The 4,542-nt window shown below is 51.7% G+C and carries 4 protein-coding genes; 2 read left to right on the forward strand and 2 right to left on the reverse strand.

Going from position 1 to position 4,542, the window contains the following annotated elements; translation table 11 throughout:
• Positions 1-4 precede the first annotated feature (4 nt).
• Together ON064_RS17225 and ON064_RS17230 are read right to left on the reverse strand one after the other, a co-directional pair.
• On the reverse strand, positions 5-427 hold the full coding sequence (locus ON064_RS17225) for a hypothetical protein (protein WP_274625735.1): 423 nt from the start codon (positions 425-427) through the stop codon (positions 5-7).
• A gap of 135 nt (positions 428-562) precedes the next feature.
• Positions 563-1,417 (reverse strand): CPBP family intramembrane glutamic endopeptidase, encoded by an 855-nt coding sequence (locus ON064_RS17230; RefSeq protein ID WP_274625736.1) that lies wholly within the window; start codon positions 1,415-1,417, stop codon positions 563-565.
• 186 nt (positions 1,418-1,603) lie between these two features.
• On the opposite strand from ON064_RS17230, the gene ON064_RS17235 reads away from it, so the two are divergent.
• On the forward strand, positions 1,604-3,592 hold the full coding sequence (locus tag ON064_RS17235) for a penicillin-binding transpeptidase domain-containing protein (RefSeq protein WP_274625737.1): 1,989 nt from the start codon (positions 1,604-1,606) through the stop codon (positions 3,590-3,592).
• Positions 3,593-3,608: 16 nt separating this feature from the next.
• Positions 3,609-4,542 (forward strand): Abi family protein (locus tag ON064_RS17240; protein ID WP_274625738.1); only part of this gene is annotated, 934 nt, incomplete at its 3' end.

Genomic DNA, 4,542 nt, shown 5'->3' on the forward strand with positions numbered 1-4,542 from the left:
TTTATCAGTCTTTTTCCGTCAAGAACGTGATGACCGCAAACAATAAGAACGCGAGCAGCAAAATTGTGCCGCCTGCAATGAAGAAGATCAAAACGAAAGTATCGTTCATATTAAACGGATTCAAATTATAGAACCACATGCCGGCGGTTAATCCGACTGCACCGATCATCGCGAGAAAGCCGTGAATGGTGACGAGCTTTTTGTACTTGACCGTGTACAAGCGGTAGAACACGCCCCAGGCAAAAACCGATAGCCAGCCGACGAGCAAAATATGTGCGTGGATCGGGCGCAGCGCATAATCCATCTGTCCCGCCATATGCGATCCGAGATAGGTCCCGATAAATCCGAAGATGGCCGAAAACTGGATCAAGCGCAAGCTCCATTTTTTCTCTAAAGAATTGTTGCGGGGTGTAGCTGTGTTATTCATGAAAATCCTCCTATAGCTTTAGGGCCCCGCGGCAAACTGGGCCGCTGGAACATCCCTGAGTTCGTATGACTGTATCATACCGCATGAATATAAACGCTATATGAACGGGGCGTGACAGATCATCGACAATTTTCTTTACTGCACGTCGCTTTCTGGCAAGGGTTCAGCGAGGTTGTGATTATGCGCTTTGTCCTTCAAGCCTTTGGCGAGCCGGTAGATGATCCAAGCCGTGAGCAGCGTACTGATAGCCATGATGATCATATTGGCGACCGCTTTCGCTTCAATATCGGCAGCCGTCGTTACGATAAACCAATCGATTGCGAAAAACTCGTCGATCGGCACATAAATCGATAACGCCGCCAGCGCATTATTGAGCATATGGAACAGGATCGGCAGCAATAAATTGCCGGTGCGCAAATACAATAGCGACGCGATGATGCCGAACAAGAACGCGCCGACAAAATCGAGATGCAATACGCCGAACAATAAACTCGAAATCAAGATGCCGCCCCACATCGAAGTTTTCGCCGCGAAGCGTGTCAAGAACACGCCGCGGAAGACGAATTCCTCCACGATCGGCGCAAAGATCACGAGCGTCAGCAACGTGAAATATTCATATCCGACACCACCCGGCGTTTCGATCGGCGCGAGCAATAATTCCGCAAGCCATGGAAACGCTGGATAGAGAATCGCGAGCTGCAGCCAGAACATCGCCAGCGAAAACGCAATCGACACGAGCACCATGCCCAGTATGCCAGGAAGCCATGGCTTGATGCCTTTGGTAGTCAAGACTTCACTGAACGACCAATCGGGGTTCTTGCTCCAATAATAATGAAAGAAAAAGTACGGGACAACAATATAAAAGGCAATCTGCACCGCGATTTCGGTCGTCACGGGATCCGCGCCGATCAGCATGAAAATGATCAAGGTCGAGATGACGCCGAGGATAGTGAAGAGAATCAAATAACGCGATTTCATTTCAGCGAACATAAATGGCCTCCTTTTCTTCCTTAATTATACGGAAGATGAGGTGGTTTGTTTCATTATGAATGAGATTCTTCTTAATTATACGAGTCAATTTCGCGCTTTCGCGTCCTTAATCCAAAAATTACCGTATTGAAGCAAGCGGTTTCAGGGTAAGATGGTAAAAAGGGCTAAGGAGACGGAGGGGTAGCAATGGGAAAAAGAAAGCTGTGGATGATCGGGATTGGCGCGGCGTTTGCGCTTGCGGCGTGTTCAGACGAGGAAGCGGAAGTGCCGGTGCCGGAAGAGGCGGAACCGGAGACAGTCGCATCGCCCGAACCGCGTGCAGAGCAATTTATGGAGTTGTGGCAAGCGGGTGAATATGAAACACTGTACGATGAATTTCTGACAGAACGGGCTAAAGAGGCGTTTGGCGAAGAGACATTCATCGACTGGCAAGTAGAACTCGAAGAGCAATTGTCCTTATCGGAGCGCGAAATCGATTGGCAATTGGGCGAAGAGCCGTGGCTGAAAAACGAGCCGGCGGACATTCCGATGACGATTTCAATGGATAGCGTAGTCGGCAAAATCGAATTCGACAAGACGCTGAGTTTTGTCTATGAGGAGACGAAAGAAAACAAAGCAGGTGAATGGTTTGCGGAATGGGATCCATCTTTCATTTTGCCGAATCTGTCAAAAAACGATAATGTATCTGTGCAAATCAGCGATACCGAGCGCGGCGAAATCGTCGACCGTAATGGCAAGGTCATCGCCGGCAATACGGATGCCTACGAGATCGGCGTTGTGCCGGGAAATTTTGACCGTGATGATTACACGGAGCGGCTCGCCGGGCTTTTGGATTTGTCCGTCGAAGATATTGACGCAGAACTCGAAAAGCCGTGGGTCCAGCCGCACCATTACGTGCCGCTCGGAACTGTCGGGCCGGACCGCGAGAAATTGAATCGGCTGTTTGCGATTCCCGGCACGAAACGCACGAAAGTGACGATGCGCGATTACCCATACGGCGAATCGATGGCGCATTTGACCGGCTATATCGCGCCGATCACCGCTGAACAACTGGAAGAGCGCAGCGGGCAAGGCTATGGCCAAGGCGACATCGTCGGGCGCGAAGGCTTGGAAGAGATTTTCGAAACCGAGTTGCGCGGAAAACGTGGCGGCAAGATCTTGATTGAAAAGACGGCACAAAACGAAACAATCACCGCCGTCGATAACTCCTCGGCAGCCGGCGAAACGATTGCACTGACGATCGACGCCGATCTGCAGCAGGAAGTCTACCAGGAAATGGGCGGGGAACCGGGCACTGCTGCTGCGGTCGATCCGTACACAGGAGAGACGCATGTCTTGGTCAGTTCGCCAGCTTACGACCCGAATGATTTCATTCCAGGAATTAAGGAAAGCCGTTTCCGCGAACTCACGGATGATCCCGGTCAGCCGTTCTTCAACCGGGCGGCTGCGACTTATCCGCCGTCTTACGTGATGCAGCCAATCACGGCGGCCGTTGCCATGAAAGAAGGGACGCTGGATCCGGCGGAAGGCATCGAAATTGACGGAGAGACATGGCAGAAATACCCGTCTTGGAACGATTTCCGCATCACCCGGCCGAATCCGGGTGTTAAAAACCCGATCGACTTGGAAAAAGCACTCGTCCATTCCGATAGCATCTACTTTGCGATCCAAGCGACCAATATGCAAAACGATAGTTTCTTAACAGGTTTGAATGAATTCGGCTTCGGCGCGGCGTTCGATTATCCGGTGCCGCTCGCGGCTTCGCAAATTTCGGAAAGCGGCACGTTCGGATCGGAAGGACAACTCGCGAGTTCCGCCTCCGGACAGAGCCAAGTGCGCGTCAACATCCTTCATGCCGCAGCTATGTACGGCACCTTTTTAGCTGACGGCGAAATGAAAAAACCGATTCTTTTAGGAGACGCAGAGGAAGAAAACTTGAAGCAAGAGCTCCTCAGCCCAGAGCAAGCGGAAATGGTACGCGCGGCATTTGTTAAAGCCGGAGAAGAAGACGGCCACGAGCTTGCCGGCAAGACAGCTGTCATCAAAACCGATGACGGCGACATGGGCTGGTTCATCGGCTACGACCCGAAAGTCGGCAATTTATCCGCGGCGGTCATGATGGAAGATGAGGAAGACGCAGCGTCCATTGCCAGCGAATTGTTCAGCGATGACTAAACAGGGAGAGGTAGACATGAAAAGCTTTGCGACGCATGACGAACAGCTCGCGATCTTGAAAAGCCGTGGACTCATTGTAGAAGACGAAGCGGCCGCAAGACGCGTGCTATCGCGCGACAATTATTACGCGCTCATCGACGGCTACAAGGAACCGTTCCTTGAGCGCGATGAGACAAAAAACCCGTACGGTGAAGAACTGTACGAAGCTGGGACGACGTTCGGTCATATTCTCGCGCTGTACCAATTCGACCGCAACCTGCGTTTGCTGGTGCTCGGGGAATTACTGAAGTTCGAGCGCAGCATCAAATCCAAGCTCGCGTACCGTTTTTCCGAACGCTTCCCAGAAGTCGACAGCTTCCTAGACAACCAGAACTACAGCCCGGACGACATCCATTTCCATGAGCGTGACCGTATCACGGCAACACTCAATAATTTGATCGAAAGCCACAGAAAGCGCCACCGCGTGCGCTACCCAGAGCTCCGCGAGTTTTACGAAAAGCACAAGAACTTGCCGCTGTGGGTTCTGGTCAATTTCCTATCGCTCGGCCAGATTACGAACTTTTATACGGTCATCGACCAAGACTTGCGCACGCGCATCGCGCAGGATTTTGCAGACGACGCAGGCGAACACGGCATCACACTGAGTGCAGCGGAACTCAATGAGATCCTGTCGATCGCGTTCCCGTTCCGCAATAAGGCAGCGCATGAAGAAGTGCTGTATTCGTTCCGGTTAAGGTCACCGCTTGAACTGGAGAAACTCGAAGCGCAACTGCATCAGGAAAAAGGCTATATCACTCGTGGGACGACGGCTTCGCTCATCAAGTTGTTGAAAGTGGTGTCGCCGCCGGATGAGTACGAGTCATTCACCCGGGAGCTGTTGGAATTGATCCGTGAGTTGGAAGAAGTTTTGCCGGAAAGGCCGTATGTGTGGATTATGAAAGATGCGGGAT

The sequence above is a fragment of the Planococcus sp. A6 genome (genome assembly GCF_028823615.1).
In the GTDB taxonomy this organism is placed as follows: Bacteria; Bacillota; Bacilli; order Bacillales_A; family Planococcaceae; genus Planococcus.

Excerpts from the sequence above, each read along its gene's own strand:
- ON064_RS17225 (WP_274625735.1), bottom strand. The coding sequence starts at position 427 with ATGAATAACACAGCTACACCCCGCAACAATTCTTTAGAGAAAAAATGG.
- ON064_RS17230 (WP_274625736.1), bottom strand. The coding sequence starts at position 1,417 with ATGTTCGCTGAAATGAAATCGCGTTATTTGATTCTCTTCACTATCCTC.
- ON064_RS17235 (WP_274625737.1), top strand. The coding sequence starts at position 1,604 with ATGGGAAAAAGAAAGCTGTGGATGATCGGGATTGGCGCGGCGTTTGCG.